This window comes from Zooshikella ganghwensis, assembly GCF_018263875.1.
GTDB lineage: Bacteria > Pseudomonadota > Gammaproteobacteria > Pseudomonadales > Zooshikellaceae > Zooshikella > Zooshikella ganghwensis.
This window is the reverse complement of the sequence record NZ_JAEVHG010000014.1, coordinates 44176-63621: the sequence shown is the minus strand read 5'-3', so window position 1 is coordinate 63621 and position 19446 is coordinate 44176. Positions and strand designations below refer to the sequence as shown.

The following is a 19446-nucleotide window of genomic DNA, read 5'->3' as shown; positions in this document are numbered from 1 at the left end:
TGTACCACCGAGTTGCTATCACTATGGTATTGTTTCAGTTGATGTTATGCTGTGGTCTGCGAATATTATTCGCTAACTGAAAGTGTACCCTCCACAGAGGGTATAGCATGTGCTTATTACTCTCACTATTGGTTTTTGAAGTATATGCCAGAATCAATTCCTGCTGATTCCGTAGGCCTCGTTACGCCTGAAACGATCACTTTTGATAAGCCACTGACGCTTGTTTGTGGAAGAGTATTGAATGGCTATCAACTTAAAGTAGAAACCTATGGAACGCTCAATACCAAGAAAACCAATGCGGTACTGATCTGTCATGCATTGAGTGGACACCACCATGCTGCTGGCTACCACTCTATGTCAGACCGAAAACCTGGTTGGTGGGACAATTACATCGGCCCAGGCAAGCCTATTGATACAAATGAACTATTTGTCGTCTCTCTAAATAATATTGGCGGCTGCCATGGCTCCACAGGACCAACCACCATAAACCCAGAAACAGGGAAGCCTTTCGGGCCAGACTTTCCCGTTATTACTGTCACGGACTGGGTTAATACTCAAGCAATGCTAGCTGACTACTTTGCAATCGAGCAATGGGCTGCAGTTATTGGTGGCAGTTTAGGTGGAATGCAAGCCCTACAGTGGAGTATGGCTTATCCCAAACGCCTTCGCTACGCGCTGATTATTGCCTCAGCACCCAAGCTATCCGCCCAAAATATTGCCTTTAATGAAGTTGCGCGCCAAGCCATTATGAAAGATGAAGACTTTCATGGCGGACGCTATCTTGAAAACTCAACATACCCTAAGAGTGGCTTAATGTTAGCCCGAATGGTAGGTCATATCACTTATCTGTCAGATGCAGCGATGCGCAGTAAGTTTGGTCGCGACCTAAGAAGTGGACACCTCAACTTCAATTATGATGTAGATTTTCAAGTTGAAAGCTATTTACGTTATCAGGGCGAAGTTTTTTCAGAAGGCTTTGATGCCAATAGCTATTTATTAATGACAAAGGCCTTAGACTACTTTGATCCTGCCGCCGAGTTTAATGGTGACCTTACTGCAGCGCTTGCTGATACACAGTGTAAATTTTTACTGATTTCCTTTACCACAGATTGGCGATTTTCCCCTGAACGTTCCAAAGAAATTGTAGATGCCCTCCTCAATGCGAAGAAAGAGGTCAGTTATCTGGAGGTTGATGCTCCAGAAGGCCATGATGCCTTCCTACTACCAATAAACCGTTACAAACAAGCTTTTCACGCATACATGAACCGTATCATTAGGGAAGTAGCATAATATGCGTACCGACTTTGCCATTATTGAGCCTTGGATTACACCCAATAGTCGAGTACTGGACTTAGGCTGTGGTGATGGAACACTGCTTCATCATTTACAGACCCACAAAAATATCCAAGGATATGGTTTAGAAATAGATGAAATTTACATTAATGAGTGCCTAACCAGAGGGGTGAATGTCATACAGCAAGACCTTGACCAAGGCTTATCAAACTTTTCTGACAATAGCTTTGATACGGTTGTCATGACCCAAGCCCTTCAAGCGGTTCACTATCCACATCTTGTGCTCGATGAAATGATGCGCGTGGGTCATGAATGCATTGTCACATTCCCTAACTTTGGTCACTGGCGCTGTCGGCTTTACCTTGCACAGCGCGGTAGAATGCCTGTATCAAAGTTTATGCCTTATACCTGGTACGATACCCCAAACATTCACTTTTGTACTTTCAAAGACTTTGAAGAGTTATGCCAGACCAAACGCCTGCGAATTTTAAACCGGACTGTAGTCGACCAATCTCACCAAGGCCATTGGCTATTTAATGTTTTACCTAATGTATTTGGTGAAATCGCTATTTACCGATTAGCAAGAAGTTAACCGCCATTTTCACCTGAATAACAGAAGAGAAATCCAATGCTAGCTATACTTTCTTGTTAAATGGGCTTATCTACTTTTGAATACTCTTCACTATAGTGTTATTAATTGTGTTGTATGTATCTGGGGGGCAATATCAACACCAAAAAACCACTCATGGTTATACATAACGTAAAATCAATTTTTCATACACCAGCAATAATAATCACTCTAATGAAAACAGTGTTTTGGAGAGGATAGCAACAGGTTTCAACGCATGTTAGCAAAATTATAAATTCACTAACTATCCCATGCCTTCTTAGCCATGACACTGCAAATACTCTTGTCTTAACACCCTGAGGTTAGCTATGTTCAAGCATCCTAACTTATTAAAAACGCATATAACTTCACAGGAATACTCCGTCAGCAGCAAATTTCTGCAAGTGTTTACTATTACTACTTTAATGCTTTTTGGCTCACTAAACACATACGCAGAAGAAAATAACAGCAAGACACAGGGAGACTATACTGTTCACTACAGTGCTTTCCCTAGTACGTTCCTTAAACCTGAAATTGCTAAGCGTTATAGTATCCCCCGAAGCGGAACAACCGGTGTTATTAATATATCTGTTCAACAGAAACAAAGTACTGGCTCTCAAGCTGTTTCCGCCAAAGTTGCAGGCTCTGCTGTTAATCTATTACAACAAAAAAACTCTTTAGCGTTTAGTGAAGTAAAAGAACAAAATGCTATTTATTACTTAGCCACATTCCCTTACAGCAATGAAGAAATTCTCCACTTTAATATATCTGTAACTACAAACGAGTCTACATCTCCCATCTCTGTTAAATTCACTAAGAAGTTTTACAAGGACTAATCTGAACTATGCCTGGAGATATCCAACAAGTTGTATTAGCCAGTAATAACAAAGGTAAGCTAAACGAACTACAACATTTACTTGGCAGCCTGAATATCAAGATGCTCCCTCAACAACAAATGGGTGTATCCGAAGTCGCTGAAACAGGCCTGACATTTGTTGAAAATGCCATTATCAAAGCCCGCCATGCTGCCAAAATAACAGGGTTACCAGCCATTGCTGATGACTCAGGTTTAGAAGTTGATGCTCTGGATGGAGCTCCAGGTATTTACTCAGCACGTTTCGCTGGTGAGCGAGCTTCAGATGCGGACAATATTGAAAAACTGCTCAGTGAATTAAATAGCGTCCCAACCCAGCAGCGCACCGCGCGTTTTCAGTGTCTTCTTGTTTACATAAAGCATGCAAAAGACCCAACCCCATTAATATGTCAGGGAACATGGGAAGGACTCATTTTAGAAGAACCCCGTGGTGAACATGGTTTTGGGTATGACCCTTTATTTTTTGTTCCCAGCGAGCACTGTTCGGCAGCAGAATTACCTGCAGGAACCAAGAATGAACTCAGCCACCGAGCCAAAGCAATGGCGAAGCTGTTACAAGCATTAAGAAAGCAGTGAACCCGCTATGCCATTACAGTTACCGCCTTTAAGCTTATATATACATATCCCTTGGTGCATAAAAAAATGTCCATACTGCGACTTTAACTCACATACAGCCCAAGATACGCTCCCTGAAAAGGAATATTGCAGTGCACTCCTTGATGACTTAATGGCTGACCTACATTTAGTTCAAGGGCGCCCGCTACAAAGCATTTTTATTGGAGGCGGAACACCAAGCCTGTTTTCAGCCAAAAGTTTTAACCACCTGTTAAAGGAAATACAACAAAAAATTCCTTTTGCTGATGATATTGAGATCACCCTTGAAGCCAATCCAGGTACTTTTGAACAAGCGAAGTTCAGTGGCTATTTTCAAACTGGAATTAACCGCTTATCAATTGGTGTACAGAGTTTCCAGCCCAAACAACTACAACAGTTAGGGAGAATCCATAACACTCAAGAAGCAAGCCGTGCCATTGACATGGCCAAAAAAGCCGGATTTACAAACTTCAATATAGACCTCATGTTTGGTCTACCTGAGCAGACGCTTGATGACGCACTGTTTGATTTAAACCAGGCTGTATCTTTATCACCCACACATATTTCCTGGTATCAACTGACAATAGAGCCCAATACCATTTTCTTTTCAAAGCCACCCAAGTTACCCGACGATGACAGCCTATTCACTATACAGCAAGCGGGTCAGAGACGGCTTCATGATGCAGGCTTTCAACAATATGAGATTTCTGCTTATGCTCAGGAAAACTGCAAATCTAAACATAATATGAATTACTGGGAGTTTGGCGACTATCTTGGCATTGGTGCAGGAGCACATAGCAAAATAACCTTTCCGGACCAAAATAAAATTCATCGTTTTTGGAAGACTAGGATACCTAAAGACTATCTGGACCTCAGTAAAAGCTACTTGGCAGGAAAACGAGAAATACATCCAGAAGAGCGGGCATTAGAGTTTTTAATGAACACCCTGCGTCTTAATAATGGAGTACCAAGTCACTATTTTTTAGATAGAACGGGCGAGTCATTGCAATCAATTTATAATCAATTAGACTCGGCACAAAAGCAAGCTTTGTTAATGCCATTTTCAAATCAACTACAGGCAACACCAAAAGGGCTGCTATACCTTAATACACTGCTCGAAAAATTTATGTAACTAGTATGAATGTGATCATTAGCACAGTAACTTCATTATCACAGTGGGCACGATCCTACCTTGATGAAATATCCTTAAGCATTATTGCTGTGCTATTGTTGATGTTCGGTAGCCAGTTTTCTCGCTATTTACGAAAGCGCTTATCGTCATTAAACAGTTTCTTAAGATCACTTCTGCTTATTATTTTGTGCTTGGTATGTAGCAGCCTAGCGATTATCGTTTTCCCCCCATACTTACATGCAGCAATATCATCATTTAACAACCAAACATTATTTCCTGTACTGCTCATTATTTTATGTTTACTTGGCGTGTTAGCCGATAAAAATAATTAATATAAACTTCTAACCTATAAAAAATCATGCACCACAGCAAGAAAAACCATTAGGTATAATTGGCTGATGACTTTCAGCAGCATAGTGATGTTGATTTGTAACCAATCGCACACTGCTTAAAATATCTAAAACAAATTGTTTTGGAGCGCCATCATCAATTATTTTTAAATATTTATTCTGCTCTTTTACTGTTGTAATAATTGTAACCCTGTACTTAACTTTTCCACGCTTAACTTCCATCATATAAGCAGAAATATCATCAAAAGAATAATACTCTGGCACACTAATAAGCTGTTCTGATGCCTTATACAAAAAAGCCAAGCGCCAAACTGTTTTTTGGTATAAATTATCAGGCTCTTTTACTTTTTTACTGTTCAAGTAAGCAATGTTAAAAATATCTACAGGCACTAGCTTTTTATTTCCCTGTTTTTCCTTTGCTGCTTTTATTAACTCAGAATGCTTACCAGCAACGGGTTCTGGCGTTTGTTTTACAGAGATGCCAATTCTAAAGTTATCATATAGCAAGGAGTAAGAGGGTAAACCACCATAAATATATTGATAATTAAAGTCTTGAGGAATACTGACTTCGAAAAGCTCATTTGATATTTTGACTAAACGCTTACGGCTTTCTCCCCGAGGCCAGTCTTTTTTGACTGCAACCCACTCACACCACTTCACACCTTCACAGGTTTCTTCAGGGGTAGGTAATTGTAGAACCTTGTCAGGCTCAACTGAAAATGCAGCAACCTTAGTTACAATTGCCATCAACAGGGGCAGTAAAAGTTTAAATTTTATACACTTCATATAGTAACTACTATCCGTAATGGTTTGAACTTCCTTATTGGCGAGATTGTATAGTAGCATTAATTCAATAAAACTGTTACATTATACACTGTTAGTTGTATATATCTATATACTAACAAACTCATAAGTAAGGCTTATTTATTAGATATTCACATATCTTATACACTAAATTCATATATTTGGTCACAAACTCTCATACTCTCGTCACAAGTCATTCTTTTGATTATAATTGAGCAGTAAGCGCCAAATACAAGTATGCAGGTATCTCACTTGGAGCAAAAATTCAGGCCAACCTGACATTTCTCTGTTTTTCTTAGTAAGTGCATGGCTGCCAAAGGTATATAAAACTTAAATGAGTATTCTTGTATACAGAGCCGGATATGCTGCTGTAACCTCAACTACCAGAACAGCTTTTTATACCACAAGCCTGAACATTTTCTTATACATTAGAGATATCAAACATATATTAAAAAACACACAGGCTGGGCCTAAACAACAGATCTTACTAAAAACTTCATCAGCCCTTCAAATCTAAACTTTCTCTGATAAGAACTCGCTGGAAAGTATTTGGGGATTCAGTAAGTGTGTAATTTCAAAGTATTAATAACACTAACAAAAAGGTTTATAAGGAATACCACAAATGTAGCCAGCGAATTTTTTTTGTGAACGGGAAAGTCAATATAGACACAGGACAGCTATTTATTAACCTGCCATACTTAGCCGTAAACTAGACGGGCTAAAGGGGTTGGTATTAGTTTGGTTAAATTCATTTGAGGAATAGAGTTAATGATACTTAACATAAAATCTCAACCGCTTTTTAATATTTAAAGTTACCCCTAAATTTATCGTTTTCTGTTTGCATAGATAAGGAAGTATTTTCGCAGCAGGTGTATCATGAAGGCTTTAGTTAAATCCAAACCTGAACCCGGCCTTTGGATGGAAGATGTGCCCGTACCAACAATCGATCCCCATGAAGTTCTTGTGGAGGTTGACGTAACAGCAATTTGTGGCACTGACTTACATATCTATAACTGGGACAAATGGGCACAAAAGACAATTCCCGTACCAATGCATATTGGACATGAGTTTGTTGGTCATGTCATTGAAGTGGGAAAAGATGTCAAAAATATTAAAGTAGGTGAACGTGTTTCTGGAGAAGGCCACATCACCTGTGATCATTGTAAAAATTGCAGGACTGGTAAGTCACATCTTTGTGCCCATACTGTTGGCTTAGGTGTTAACCGTCCGGGTGCTTTTGCAGAATATGTTTCGCTTCCAGCCAAAAATATCGTAAAAGTACCAGAAGATATCCCCGATGAAATTGCTGCTATTTTCGATCCTTTAGGGAACTCAATTCATACCGCCCTATCTTTTGACCTTATTGGCGAGTCCGTGTTTATCTCAGGGGCTGGACCTACGGGTTTAATGGCCACTCAAATAGCCAAATATATAGGTGCTAAGAACATTATTGTTTCTGATGTAAACGAATATCGTTTAACACTTGCAGAAAAAATGGGTGCAACCCACACTATTAATGTGCTTCAGACTCCACTAGATAGTGTAGAGCACGAGTATGATATTGCTTTGGAAATGTCAGGCAATGCTTATGCACTGCAAACCCTTATCAAAAATATAAGTCATGGCGGTAAAGTAGCCTTACTGGGTATTTTCCCTGAACATGTTTCTATTGACTGGGATAATGTTATTTTCAAAGGCCTCCATCTTAAAGGAATTTATGGCAGAGAAATGTTCACAACCTGGCATAAAATGCTGGCATTACTACAAAGTGGTTTAGCGATATCCCCAGTTATTACTCACCATTATCACATAGATGAGTACCAGTCCGGATTTGATATTATGAACTCAAGGAACTGTGGCAAAGTAATTTTAAACTGGAAGAAATAAGGTTCTTTTCTTAGGGAAATACACTTGTTCAATAAAGCACCACTATCAATATTGAACATAAAGTGAACAACAAGGAAGTTTTACTAGCCCCCAGCCCAAAAGCTGTATAAATCTCATACACCGTCAACTTATAATTTAACAGAAGAAAGTAAATAGCAACAAGTCCAAAGACAATAGTTGACGCACACCAAAGTCATATATCGAACCAGATCAAACTAGCAATTATTTTGTTGACTTAATTCAACCTATCAAAATGAACTAGTTTCAAGTCATAAGCCTATATTGTCTAATACTTAGCAACTGTTAGTAAAACAACACTCCATGTGAGTTTTTACATAACCCCCAAGCATTAGTCAAAGCCAATATATTAGTAGACCCGCATAAAAAGTACTTATAATTAATACGTGTATCGTTTGCTATTGATTATACTCATAATGAAGGGTTTTCAGCGGTATAAACATGATGCATGAAGGGTATAAAGAGACCTTTGATAAGGCAGTACAATGAACAAAAACATTGATAGTATAAAGGGTTCACTTTTCAATCAACAGGTTAACTCACCGCTTCCTCCAATTGACCCAATGAAGTCTGACCAGCGAGCACTTATTATTGGAGATAGCTTATGCGCTTCAAAGTTACTGGAAATTCTCAGTAACTACTTACCTATTGATGTTTTAGTTGCAAGCGACTCAGCTTCAGCTGTCAAAATGTTAGCATCTTATCAGCCTACTCTCATTTTCATTTGCTCTGATATCAAAGGACTTACCTGTTTAAGCATGCTCAAGATGCTAAAAGATAATCTCAGTAACAAAGATACACCTATTATCATTATCAACGAACGTGGAGAAAATTACTTAAGCGAACTTGCCCCTATTTTAGGCGCAAGCGCCTGTGTAAATATTCCTTTTAGATCAAAGGAAATCACTGATTTAGTGAACCAGTACCTCCCAGAATCAGCTCTGAATGAAACATATAATGTTAGATTACTGATCCAATGTGCTGAAAAAAGACAAAAAATTGCTCGCTCATTAACTCAATATGGATACCAACCACATTTTTACGACATGAATAATATAAGTATCTCAAAACTAGAATCAGTGGATGGGGTATGGATAATCGATTATGAAGACGAAGATGTTTTTGAGTTTGTAGAAGCACTACTTGAGTATGAAAACACTTCTGTGCTCTTTGGAATCGATGAGCCACCAATGGGTATCGAAAACAAGCATCTTTTTACACTTTGGCAACAAAGACTCATTAATAAAGTACTTTCTGCTGGTAGCAACTGATTTATTGACTATAAAGCTGTTGTCGTACTTTTAACTTTTGTGCACTAGAGGTACCCCACTGATAGTCATATAGTGCCCCCTCCCAGTCACCATAAATGGGGTTAGGCAATATAATAAAACGCTTACCAAACTCGCTACTCATCATATCCACTGCATTATTTCGTTGAACAACCGGTTTATCTGAAAATATCAGTGAAAAATCATTTAAATTATCACCAATTAATAAAATAACCTCATGAGTTTGCTCAACCCGATCTCTTCTTGGCTGCTTATTACCCGACGTACTCTTAAGCAATAAATGACGTTGATCAGCAAAAGGAAAGTCCATTTTTACAAGATTATTGATTGTCGCTGTTAACCCTTCATTCATAGACCGGTTGCTTATATAAAAAACTTCAACGCCACGAAACCTTGCATACTTCAAAAATTCTAAAGCCCCAGGAATAGCTTGAGCTGTCGACATTTGCATCCATACTTTCCAACCACTTGGAAATACCTCACCTTTATCGATAAGCTGACTAAAATAGGGAACATTTGACAATACTGTTTCATCAATATCCACAATAACAGCCAGTGGTTTTTCTAAAGTCCGGTGGTAAGATAACCGCCTATCAACCTGAAGTTTTGCCATATTAAACGCTTGATGACATAAAGCACGGTACTCTCCCGCCCTATCCATCCATAACGTACTTAATACAGACTGTTGGGCCAGACGTGGCTTGTCAGTAGTCGTACTAACTGATGTTGCACAGCCAGTAATAGCTAAACCAGTCAAACTTACGAGCATCATCCAAAATAAACAAGAGCGCATACTGTAAACACATGCCATAATCTGACTCCCTTCAACCACCCAGCATCTTGCAACATAAGATTAGCCAAAAACATTGGTCTTGTCCTAACAGTTAGGTTACTCAATAATGGCATTAATATTTATTACTTATTGTATTGTAAAACTATACTTTTGCTTTTAGCATTCTTTATATATGACTAATCCTATATTAGTAGCACTTTAATGTATGACTAATTATGAGCAATTTAAGTAAAACAATTTTTTGCTTATATTTTTTGTCGAGCAGACTTAATCAAGAAAAATAACATTATGCCAACGATTTATGATTTAAAACCAAAGTTTCAGCAATTGTTACAGCCTATCGTAGACAAACTAGCTGTAGCTGGTTATACACCCAATCAGATAACCCTCTCTGCACTAATTATATCAATTATTTACGGCGGGTTGCTTGCTTATGCACCATCAAACATAGCATTACTTTTACTACTACCTATCGTATTACTTATAAGAATGGCACTAAATGCTATTGATGGTTTATTAGCTAGACAACAGAAAATGGAAACAAAGCTTGGACTGTTAATAAATGAATTAAGTGATATTGTCTCAGATACAACTTTATATCTTCCCTTTGCACTTATTGTAAACGCATATGCACCTTTAGTTATTATCATTGTAATACTTTCTATAGTTGCAGAAACAACGGGTATTCTGGCAATAGTCACCAGTCATCATCGCGCTTACAATGGGCCAATGGGCAAAAGTGACCGGGCTTTTACATTTGGGTTGTTAGCCATTTTACTGGCCTTTAATACACCCACCTATTTAATCAATAGCCTATTAGCAATTACGATGGTTCTACTATTGTTAACAATAATAAACCGATGTAAAGCTGCACTATCATCAGATTGAACATGATTAAGCCCCTTTTATTTAGAGCCTACTAATACACAACACTGAAACTATTGACATAATATGTCTTGTCTCGTATGGTATCTACTGTAACTTCAGGAGGTTCCTATGACAGCCCCAACACACGAAAACTTTATACAGGCATATCACAAAGGTAATGTTCGTATTCAGTTTGATATGGAGCAAGCATTAGAAATTCTCTTACAACATCAAACTGATCCTAATGTTCACAAAACATTCTTGAAGCTGAAAAAAGCAAAAAAGAACACTAAATGGCTGCTTGCCGGTGGACTCATTGTTTTATTAACACCGTTTAAAGCACTCTGTTTAATCGTCCTACTGTTTTTGGCACTCATGTATCTTGGAGAGCGCTATGCAAGGACTTATATCACCCAACAAATGTTATCTAGTGAAAATTTTTATAATGAAATGGTAAACGAAAAAGTGGTAAATATTATTGTCAATCAATCTGGTAGCTCAATACCAGAACTGAAATGATACTATAACTCACACTTGTACGAAGCGGCAGCTCACTAATTAATTCCATGTTGTGATATTCACTTTTTACTAGCAAACAGCCAAGGATGGCAAGCTATCTGTCATACAAATACAGCTATAATCCAATATGAAAGGATCAACTTTATTCAAGGCTTACACCTCGGAGTTCTAAAAGACACTTTGTTATACCCTTCACGAATCATTTTTATAAATCAAGCTCAAAAAAACGAGCACTTTATTTATAACTGCAATCAATTGATTGCTTTATAAATATAGTACCCGCTAACAACTCCATTTATTAATAGTAATGGAATATAAAAAAACCTAGCAACGTGCAATAATTTTAACTGCAAGTCCACCTTGAGATGTTTCTCGATATTTACTATGCATATCCTTTCCGGTTTCATACATAGTTTCTATTACTTTATCGAGAGATACTGTCGGAGAAGATGAGCGACGTAATGCCATTCGACTAGCATTAATAGCTTTCACTGCAGCTAAAGCATTACGCTCAATACAAGGTACTTGTACTTGCCCTGCCACAGGGTCACAAGTTAGCCCCAGGTTATGTTCCATCCCTATCTCTGCAGCGACAGCCACTTGTTGTGGAGAACCACCCATAATTTCGGTCAATCCAGCAGCAGCCATTGAACATGCAACGCCAACCTCACCTTGGCAACCTACTTCAGCGCCAGATATTGATGCATTCATTTTATATAACAGACCAATACCACCTGCCGCCATAAAATAAGCATTCAATTCCAAATCACCTACGGGATGCACAAACTTATCGTAGTAAGCCAAAACTGCTGGTAGTATTCCTGCAGCACCATTTGTTGGAGCTGTCACAATCCTGCCACCCGCTGCATTTTCTTCACTCACAGCAAGGGCAAACATATTAACCCAATCCAAAATCGTCATTGGATCAACAGAAAGTGCATTATTTGCAGAAAGATAACGGTGTAATGCTGCAGCACGGCGAGGAACCTTGATTGGCCCAGGTAAATACCCTTCAGTTTCTATTCCCCTAGCAATTGCTTGCTGCATTACATTCCAAATTACCTTCAATTTAGCAACAATTGCTGACTTTTCATAAAACATGAGTTCATTTAAGTAAATAACACGACTTAAACTTAACCCATGGTTATCACATTGATGTAATAACTCTTCTGCAGAACTGAATTTATATGGCAACTCTTGTTCTGTGGGAGATGCATCCCTACTAAACTCTTCATCCGTGACAACATACCCACCACCGATAGAATAGTATATTTCTTTTAAATCCTGACCCTGAGCTGTTTTGGCAATAAAACACATTCCATTTTCATGCTTTGGTAAAGCTTCAGGAATAAAAGTAATACTACGAGAAAACCAGGGGACCGAAGGGCCCCCTGGTAAATCTAGCTTTTGTTTATCGGCAACATTTGCCAGTAATTCAGTGATTATTTCGGTAGGAACAGTGTCAGGCTTATGGCCAAGCAAGCCAAGGACTACTGCTTGGTCTGTGCCATGCCCCTTGCCTGTTAAGGCCAATGAGCCGTACAGTTCAACTCGAAGAGAAGTCACTTGGGATAACTTTCCCTGCTTTGCCAGCTTGCCAATGAATTGATAGGCAGCAAGCATAGGACCAACTGTATGCGAGCTTGATGGTCCAATCCCTACTTTGAATAAATCAAGAACACTAAACATGATGCCTACTCCACAAGGCCAATAAGGACCTGCTATGCCACCAATTGATATAAAATTGCAGAAATTGCGATGCATCCCATTATCAATACGAATGTATTCGTCCACACCCCACGATATTTTTGCATGGCAGGTACTTTACGTACCGCAATCATAGGCATGATGAATAATATCGCCGCTATAATTGGTCCACCTAAAGACTCAATCATGCCCAAAATACTTGGATTAATAATAGCTACGATCCAAAGGGTGACAATAATAAACACTATGGTTATAAGATTTACTGTTTTTTCAGGAATAGTAATTCCGGCACTTTTAGCTTGCTGAGAAATAATTCCATTTAATCCTTCTCTAGCGCCTAAATAGTGTCCAAAGAATGAACTAACAATTGCAAGAAATGCTACAACAGGCCCAATATAGGAAATAATCAAACTATCTTGCTTATTGGCTAAGTAAGATAAAATTGAAATATTTTGAGCTTTTGCTTCTGCCAGCTCTGCAGGGCTTAAACTCAACACACAAGAGAACACAAACAGCATGACAAAGCCCAATAGTAAGCCTGCATTCGCAAACAAAATTCGCTCAGACTTTTGTACCGCTTGTTTACCATATTCACGATGTTGAGCTAGTGCGAAACTGGAAATAGCTGGTGAGTGGTTAAAGGCAAACACAAGCACAGGGATCGTTAGCCATAACGTAGTACTGAATGAACTCAAGCTTGGCATATCTGATAATGAGCTCAAATTCCACTCTGGAATCAGCCAAAAAGATAATACCGCTAAAATAGCGATCAATGGATATACTAAAAGCTGAGTCACTTTCAGCATAAACTTCTCACCTAACAACATAACAGACATCATGCCCATTATTAACACTAGCGACAGAATCCAGCGTGCAGGTGAAGCAACTTCAAGCTGATTAACTAAAAAACTGTCGACGGTATTTGTAATACCAACACCGTATATTAAAAGAATGGGGTAAATAGCAAAGAAATAAAGAATGGTTATGAGTTTTCCAGCCCCTTCACCAAAGTGTTCTGCCACTACCTGTGTAATATCACTTCCAGGCTTTCCTGATGACAGCACAAACCGGCAAAGACCTCTATGGGCTAAGTAGGTCATAGGACCAACTAAAATTGTCATTATAACTAATGGCCAAAACCCTGCCATTCCTGCGTTGATGGGTAGAAAAAGGACTCCAGCCCCAACAGCTGTTCCAAAAAGGCTTAAAACCCAACTCACATCATTTTTTGTCCATGTCGACTTCTTTACGTTATTCTCTACAGCACTGCTCTGTACTATTTCTTCGTTATTCATAAAAGCCACCTAAGTATTATGTAGGCAAAAATAATTTATTTTATTTGTCTATATATTTTATTTGTCTATATATTGAGCAAACTTGAGTTAGGTCTATAGTTTTTATAGATGTCTCAATTTTAAAAAAACATGTCTTCCACAAAAAAGACACCGTAGGTATTATTACCTAAAAAGGTGCGATATAAACTTAATAAAAAGCGGTATATTTTTAAGTAGTTTCCACATTAATTTATTCTACATGCAACATCAATATATTTTTTTAAAAGTCAATTAAAATAAAAATATTTTTTCAACACGGCATCAACGATTAAAAAACGATCAATTTATTAGGCAGGTCACATTTTCTTCGCAAAATAATTTGTCATTAATCGCTATGAGCAGTTTTGATTAACTACGGAGAGTACTTATAGCAGTAATTATTTTGGCTTAGTTACGAACGTTTATTAATTATCAATCTATTAAAATTCCTTCACTGTGGGTATATTTTACGTATGGACTACTAGGGCCTGTTGACAGTGAAATCTATAGGCAAAAAGCTTCACTAAACAAATAAAACGACAGAATAGGCATAATAACCTTTGTATGAAAGCTCATAGAACCCACTCTTGGAACTTAACAATAGATCAAGCACAACAATTACAAGCTGAGTGGTCAACTTTCGTAAAACTTAGACCACTGAATAGCTCCATAAGCACAGTTGCTGGAGTTGATGTCGCTTATGATAAACAGCATCAATTAATAGTCGCTGGTGTTGTATTACTGAGTGCAGACTCATTAGAACTCATAGAGTCCCATGTTACTTACCATCAATCGGCCTTCCCTTATTTTCCAGGGTTACTTTCCTTTCGGGAAATCCCCGCTATCCTTCCTACATTAGAACAGCTGAGCCAGGCTCCTGACCTGATAATCTGTGATGGTCAAGGCATTGCCCATCCTCGATTCTTTGGATTAGCCAGCCATTTAGGCGTACTTATGGAGATACCCACTATAGGCTGTGCAAAAACTCATTACTGGGGAGAATATGAACCTCCTCGACTTACTCGAGGGAGCACTTCGCCAATCCTTTCGGATAATCAAATAATTGGCCACGTAGTGTGTACACAAAACGACACCAAACCTGTATTTGTCTCTCCAGGTCACCTAACCCAACATCAGGATGCTATTGACTGGGTGCTAAAATGTAGTAATCACTACAGACAGCCTCAAACTACACGCCTTGCAGATCAACTTGTTAGGAAGCACTTAAAACAGTTACAGAACAGTTAGCAAGTCATAAAGACGCTAATACCCCTTCATTATGGGTATTCTTGAAGTCTATGAAAAAACTCACTACCAGCTGGTACGCTATACTAACCCTACATACAATGGCTTTAATTATTTTCCTTTTGATATCAAAACATGCCAAGGTTACTTAAAATCAGCTTTAGTTTGGTACTGGGTCTTCTTTGTTGCGCCAGTCATGCGTCTGAAAAAATTGATGTTATCTACCCAAGACCTGTAACAAGCGATGATCAACGAACGGCTTACCCATCCAAGTTACTGTCACTTGGCCTTGAGAAGTCTGGTGCTCCTTATCACCTCACCACAAGTGATAGTGTTATGTTACAAGGAAGGGCGTTAAAAATGCTTGCTGCAGGTGAGCAGGTTAACGTTGTCTGGTCGATGACCTCTAAGGAAAGAGAACAAGAACTACAGCCCATTCGCATTCCAATTTATAAAGGTCTTATTGGATGGCGCTTACCTTTAGTTAATGATGATCGAGTCATTTTTTTTCAAACTGTTGAGACACTTCCTCAACTCAAACTACTAACGGCAGGACAAGGTCACGACTGGCCAGATACAGCCATTCTCAAACAAAATGGTTTTAAAGTACTCGGTGTCGCATCTTATGAAGGATTGTTCCGTATGCTTGCCCTTCATCGTTTCGATTATTTTCCTCGTTCTATTGTAGAAATCTGGGCTGAAGCAGAAACACATGCCAAGCGCGGTATTGTGGTTGAGCCTTCAATCATAATCAAATACCCCACAGCCTTTTATTACTTTGTAAACAAAAAAGATCGAGACTTAGCCTACCTCCTCACTAAGGGGTTAAATATTGCCATTGAAGATGGTAGCTTCGATAAACTTTTCCTTGAATATCATCAAGCACTGCTTGACAAGGCCAAACTAAAAAAACGAAAAGTATTTGAAATAGGTAACCCTATACTCCCTAAAGAGACACCCTTAGATGATAAGCGGCTTTGGTTAGATATTAATGAGTACTCAAAATAAAGAATATCTATAAAATATTTATATTCATTGATACCGAAAAATATTTAACCAATACCTATCGTATCAAGCACATTGCGAGTACAGATTTCTTAGCTATCAGGCTTTTCAGTTAACTGATTAATTTGGGCACAGCTTGACGATAAAGGATTTAGTTCTGAGCTTAGGTCAGTATCTAACTCTGGTGTTTGAGGTGTTCGGCTACAAGCTACTTGTTTTTGATCCACTAGCCGATAAGCCAGGTAAATACCAATGAGTGAAAAGAACATCCCCCCAATTGCCTGGCCAAGTAATACCCCTTCTGCACCATAGAGTTCAGCCCCTAACCAAATAAATGGTACAGTGCCAAGAGTAGCTTTGCCCCAGCTCATCATCGTAGAAAAAGTCGGCTTACCAAGATTATTAAACGAGGCATTTGCCACAAATAAAATACCATTAAAAATAAAGGTAATCGCCACAAAATGACTAAAAAAACGTACTAACTCGCCAGCCTCATCTTTTAAGGTGAAAGCAGCTATCACTTGATTATTAACCAGAAAAAACAGCAGGCTGACTACACTAATATAACTAATACAAAACAGAATAGCCTTATCAAGGCTTTCCCTGACACGGTCAAGCTGACCTGCCCCATAGTTCTGGCCAACAATTGGTGCCACAGCTCCTGAAAGTGCAAAAATCACCCCAAATAAAACTGGTATTAGTCGGCCGATAACTGCATAGCCCGCCACAACATCATCACTAAATTCTGCCATTGCCTTAGTAACAAAAGCATTACTGGTAGGCGTCGCAATATTAGTGAGAATAGCAGGTATAGCAATCCCATTAATGCTACGTAAATCTTGCATATAACGTTTAGGGTGAAAGGACGTATACAACTTGTGGTGTCTCACAATGGCCCAGCAAGCGATAACCAACATAGTAATACGGGCAAAAACAGAGGCAATGGCCGCCCCCTCTACACCAAGACCTAGACTAAAGATAAAAATGGGGTCTAGTACCGCATTAACCAATCCACCTGTAATGGTGGAATACATAGCACGTTTACCATCACCAACAGCACGTAGACCTGCCCCAAGGCACATGGCAAGCGTCAAAAATGGTAACGAGGGAATGAGAATATTCAAATAACTGACAGCAAGCGCAAGGGTTTTACCCTGAGCACCAAGAAGCGACAACAAATCAGGAATATACAACCAGACAATACCTGCGACCAAACTCGAAAAAATCAAAGCCGTTGCACATACATGCACCATCAGACGCTCAGCTTTAGCACGCTCGTTTGCCCCTACAGCCTTTGATATTAAGGCAACAGATGATATGGAAAGACCAATACCAAAAGACGTAGTGAAAAATGCAACCGTACCCGCATACCCCACCGCTGCAGCCAGTTCAATAGTGCCCAACATACTTAAAAAGAACATGTCCAGCAGGTCCACTAAAAACAACGCAGTAATACCAGCAGCACTAGTAAAACTCATTGCCAAGATATGAGACATAAGAGGACCGGTTACGAATCTGGGTCTGTTCATGTTAGTTGGCTCTGTAACAAAAGTTGCTTAATGTCTAGAATACCTGACCTTTGATGCACAAATGCCAGCTAAAAGAAAAAACTTGCTTACACTGTCTTATGAGCACCTATAATAACTGTTTATGGTCTCTGCTCAAATTAACGGGTTCTTGCACAAGATAGCTTACTAGGGCCAGATACCACCCCACTAGCCCCAGTCAAACTGAAGCTAGCCTGCAAATTTACCAGTGGCCAGAAACAGCAACCCTAAAAAGACCTTCATGAAGGGTATAAGTCAATGGCTTTACACTAAAGCTATTTTTTAAATAAAAAATGCTAATAATTCAAGGAGGAATAAAGCATGAAATATAAGCTATTCAATATACCTTTAATGTTATGCAGTGTTTCTCTCTCATTGGCTACTAACGCTGTCACTTTGCAATCAAGCATAATCACACCTGTAACAGTAAATGCAGAAATATATTCTTCACTGCCCTCAACAAATAAGCGAAAAATTTATTTCAATTTAATTATACCTGACAATGCAACCACCTTAACATTTGATATGCCAGCAACAAGCCGTAAATATAACTTGCAAATTAATGTCATTGGCAATGCTAACAATGATGGTCTTTTCTGCCAAACTATAGAAAATAATATTAATGGCTATCATTCATGCAGCATTTATATTGAGAAGAAAGGCCTTTATAGCATCGAAATTACCTCTAGCAATCCTGAAAGCATAATTAAGCTAAAATCCTCTACCCAACCTTTAATTAAAAATACTGGTTATTGTTATGATGAAAGACAAAATCCAAATGCTGATCTTTCAGATTTAATTAGTCGCTTTCGTGGTACAAATTGGCTCTCAATCTTAAAGTCTACTTACGACCGAAGATGGCCAAGTGGAGCCATGTTAGTTAAGGCACAAGCAAACGATCCCTATTTCTCTCAATTTATTGATAAAACAAATTTTAGAAAAATGGCAGAGTCTCTCATGGTTGCTATTCATGAGGAGACACACATGTATGACCTGGATTCAACAAGAACCGACTGGGAGCAAAACCTCACCGCATTTGTCAATCAACACTGGCAGCCTAAAGTACCAATACATGGCGGCTTTCCTCGTAAAGAAATTCTGCCATTAATTGAAGGCAGTGCAACTAAGTCGTGGGACGATATTTATTTACGCGATCGTGTACAAGGTAATTACTTAATGCAAGGCGTGTTAAGTGAACTCAATGCTGGATTAATGGGACTAGCTGGGGTTGGAATAGTGGGCGAGTTTGTAGATGGCTATGGTGCAAGTAACGCCCGTGATAGTGCTACAGCTTATATGTATCACTTGCAGCTTTATTTAAGACATGCCAAAGCCAACCATCCAAATTATTACAGTAAAATTAACAACGAAAAGCTATTCAAAGACTTTGTACTTATTCAATGGCTAAGACTGCACTACTATCTTGAGGTTACAAAAAATTTCAGTAAGCTAGATACTAACTCTGCTGCAATTACTCAGCTTTTATACCGTCCTCACAATATAGAAGCGATAGAAAACATTACAGGTCACTCATTACTACTTGCTAGTAACAAAAACTGCTTACCTGAAAATGATCCTTTTGAGCCGCCTTTTTAATAGAAA

The 19446-nt window shown here is 38.7% G+C and carries 18 protein-coding genes; 13 read left to right on the top strand and 5 right to left on the bottom strand.

Going from position 1 to position 19446, the window contains the following annotated elements:
• Nucleotides 1-144: 144 nt before the first annotated feature.
• The 6 genes from metX to KHS79_RS17695 all read left to right on the top strand — a co-directional run bounded on the left by metX (nucleotide 145) and on the right by KHS79_RS17695 (nucleotide 4832).
• Nucleotides 145-1290 (top strand): homoserine O-succinyltransferase MetX, encoded by a 1146-nt coding sequence (gene metX, locus KHS79_RS17720; RefSeq protein WP_212720712.1) that lies wholly within the window; start codon nucleotides 145-147, stop codon nucleotides 1288-1290.
• Between the two features lies 1 nt (nucleotide 1291).
• On the top strand, nucleotides 1292-1885 hold the full coding sequence (gene metW / locus KHS79_RS17715) for a methionine biosynthesis protein MetW (RefSeq protein WP_027706686.1): 594 nt from the start codon (nucleotides 1292-1294) through the stop codon (nucleotides 1883-1885).
• Between the two features lie 344 nt (nucleotides 1886-2229).
• Nucleotides 2230-2736, top strand: a complete 507-nt coding sequence (locus KHS79_RS17710) for a DUF4426 domain-containing protein (protein WP_212720711.1) — start codon at nucleotides 2230-2232, stop codon at nucleotides 2734-2736.
• A gap of 8 nt (nucleotides 2737-2744) precedes the next feature.
• Entirely contained in the window at nucleotides 2745-3350 is a 606-nt protein-coding gene (locus KHS79_RS17705) for an XTP/dITP diphosphatase (RefSeq protein ID WP_038289601.1), read from the top strand.
• Between the two features lie 7 nt (nucleotides 3351-3357).
• A complete protein-coding gene (gene hemW, locus KHS79_RS17700; RefSeq protein WP_212720710.1) occupies nucleotides 3358-4500 on the top strand; it encodes a radical SAM family heme chaperone HemW in 1143 nt (380 codons plus the stop codon).
• 5 nt (nucleotides 4501-4505) lie between these two features.
• Nucleotides 4506-4832 (top strand): DUF3392 family protein, encoded by a 327-nt coding sequence (locus KHS79_RS17695; protein ID WP_212720709.1) that lies wholly within the window; start codon nucleotides 4506-4508, stop codon nucleotides 4830-4832.
• 24 nt (nucleotides 4833-4856) lie between these two features.
• On the opposite strand, the gene KHS79_RS17690 is transcribed toward KHS79_RS17695, so the two are convergent.
• Nucleotides 4857-5636: a hypothetical protein gene (locus tag KHS79_RS17690; protein WP_212720708.1), complete on the bottom strand. Its 780-nt coding sequence runs from the start codon at nucleotides 5634-5636 to the stop codon at nucleotides 4857-4859.
• An 894-nt stretch (nucleotides 5637-6530) separates the two neighbouring features.
• Between KHS79_RS17690 and tdh the strand changes: the two genes are divergently transcribed.
• Nucleotides 6531-7541: an L-threonine 3-dehydrogenase gene (tdh, locus tag KHS79_RS17685; RefSeq protein ID WP_094788895.1), complete on the top strand. Its 1011-nt coding sequence runs from the start codon at nucleotides 6531-6533 to the stop codon at nucleotides 7539-7541.
• Between the two features lie 503 nt (nucleotides 7542-8044).
• Complete coding sequence (locus KHS79_RS17680; protein ID WP_212720706.1) at nucleotides 8045-8830, top strand: PleD family two-component system response regulator; 786 nt, start codon at nucleotides 8045-8047, stop codon at nucleotides 8828-8830.
• 1 nt (nucleotide 8831) lies between these two features.
• On the opposite strand, the gene KHS79_RS17675 is transcribed toward KHS79_RS17680, so the two are convergent.
• Nucleotides 8832-9659, bottom strand: a complete 828-nt coding sequence (locus tag KHS79_RS17675) for a 5'-nucleotidase, lipoprotein e(P4) family (RefSeq protein ID WP_212720704.1) — start codon at nucleotides 9657-9659, stop codon at nucleotides 8832-8834.
• Between the two features lie 270 nt (nucleotides 9660-9929).
• Here KHS79_RS17675 and KHS79_RS17670 point away from each other — a divergent pair, with 270 nt between their 5' ends.
• Both KHS79_RS17670 and KHS79_RS17665 read left to right on the top strand, forming a co-directional pair.
• Nucleotides 9930-10529: a CDP-alcohol phosphatidyltransferase family protein gene (locus KHS79_RS17670; protein WP_212720701.1), complete on the top strand. Its 600-nt coding sequence runs from the start codon at nucleotides 9930-9932 to the stop codon at nucleotides 10527-10529.
• 108 nt (nucleotides 10530-10637) lie between these two features.
• Nucleotides 10638-11027, top strand: a complete 390-nt coding sequence (locus tag KHS79_RS17665) for a hypothetical protein (protein ID WP_027706695.1) — start codon at nucleotides 10638-10640, stop codon at nucleotides 11025-11027.
• Nucleotides 11028-11351: 324 nt separating this feature from the next.
• Here the strand turns inward: KHS79_RS17665 and KHS79_RS17660 are convergent, their stop codons facing one another.
• Both KHS79_RS17660 and KHS79_RS17655 read right to left on the bottom strand, forming a co-directional pair.
• The gene (locus KHS79_RS17660) at nucleotides 11352-12716 is read right to left on the bottom strand and encodes an L-serine ammonia-lyase (RefSeq protein WP_094788900.1); all 1365 of its coding nucleotides are present in this window, start codon (nucleotides 12714-12716) and stop codon (nucleotides 11352-11354) included.
• A gap of 32 nt (nucleotides 12717-12748) precedes the next feature.
• The gene (locus KHS79_RS17655; protein WP_212720700.1) at nucleotides 12749-14029 is read right to left on the bottom strand and encodes a serine/threonine transporter; all 1281 of its coding nucleotides are present in this window, start codon (nucleotides 14027-14029) and stop codon (nucleotides 12749-12751) included.
• A gap of 582 nt (nucleotides 14030-14611) precedes the next feature.
• Between KHS79_RS17655 and nfi the strand changes: the two genes are divergently transcribed.
• Together nfi and KHS79_RS17645 are read left to right on the top strand one after the other, a co-directional pair.
• Nucleotides 14612-15295 (top strand): deoxyribonuclease V, encoded by a 684-nt coding sequence (nfi, locus tag KHS79_RS17650; protein ID WP_212720698.1) that lies wholly within the window; start codon nucleotides 14612-14614, stop codon nucleotides 15293-15295.
• 132 nt (nucleotides 15296-15427) lie between these two features.
• The gene (locus tag KHS79_RS17645; protein ID WP_211233583.1) at nucleotides 15428-16300 is read left to right on the top strand and encodes a type 2 periplasmic-binding domain-containing protein; all 873 of its coding nucleotides are present in this window, start codon (nucleotides 15428-15430) and stop codon (nucleotides 16298-16300) included.
• A gap of 89 nt (nucleotides 16301-16389) precedes the next feature.
• On the opposite strand, the gene KHS79_RS17640 is transcribed toward KHS79_RS17645, so the two are convergent.
• Nucleotides 16390-17826, bottom strand: coding sequence for an MATE family efflux transporter (locus KHS79_RS17640; RefSeq protein WP_212720696.1), 1437 nt, complete (start codon nucleotides 17824-17826; stop codon nucleotides 16390-16392).
• Nucleotides 17827-18165: 339 nt separating this feature from the next.
• Here KHS79_RS17640 and KHS79_RS17635 point away from each other — a divergent pair, with 339 nt between their 5' ends.
• The gene (locus tag KHS79_RS17635; RefSeq protein ID WP_212720695.1) at nucleotides 18166-19440 is read left to right on the top strand and encodes a hypothetical protein; all 1275 of its coding nucleotides are present in this window, start codon (nucleotides 18166-18168) and stop codon (nucleotides 19438-19440) included.
• The last annotated feature ends 6 nt before the right edge of the window (nucleotides 19441-19446 follow it).